Here is a 620-nt window from a genome sequence, read left to right as displayed (position 1 = left end):
GCGGAAGAAGAGCAGATCGGCGGCACCTGCGTGCTGCGCGGCTGCATCCCGAAGAAGCTGCTCGTCTACGCATCGCACTACCCGCACGAAGTCGAGGACGCGCAGGGCTTCGGCTGGACCTTCGGCGCCGGCACGCTCGACTGGCCCGCGCTGATCGCCGCGAAGGACCGCGAGATCAACCGGCTCAGCGACATCTACATCAACCTGCTGCGGCAATCGGGCGTCGAGATGCACGCCGGGCGCGCGACGCTCGTCGATGCGCACACGGTCGCGATCGGCGAACGCCCGATCCGCGCGCGCCACATCGCGATCGCGACCGGCTCGCGCCCGTCGATGCCGGCGCGGCCCGGCATCGAACATGCGATCACGTCGCGCGAGGCGTTGTCGCTCGCCGCGCGGCCCGCACGCATCGCGGTGGTCGGCGGCGGTTATATCGCGGTCGAGTTCGCGGGCATCTTCAACGGCTTCGGCAGCCACGTCGACCTGTTCTATCGCGGCGAAAAGATCCTGCGCGGCTTCGACGACGACGTGCGCCAGTTCCTCACCGACGAGATGACGAAGCAGGGCGTCACGATCCACGCGCGGGCGGTGGTCGAGTCGATCGAACGCGCGGACGACGG

The 620-nt window shown here is 69.2% G+C and carries 1 protein-coding gene; it reads left to right on the top strand.

The window, feature by feature from the left end:
• A partial coding sequence (locus tag L810_RS43425; protein WP_042978493.1) for an FAD-dependent oxidoreductase occupies positions 1-620 on the top strand: 620 nt, incomplete at both ends.

Origin of the sequence: Burkholderia sp. AU4i (genome assembly GCF_000466765.1) — a bacterium.
GTDB classification, from domain to species: domain Bacteria; phylum Pseudomonadota; class Gammaproteobacteria; order Burkholderiales; family Burkholderiaceae; genus Burkholderia; species Burkholderia cepacia.
This window is presented reverse-complemented; position numbering and strand designations above follow the sequence as displayed.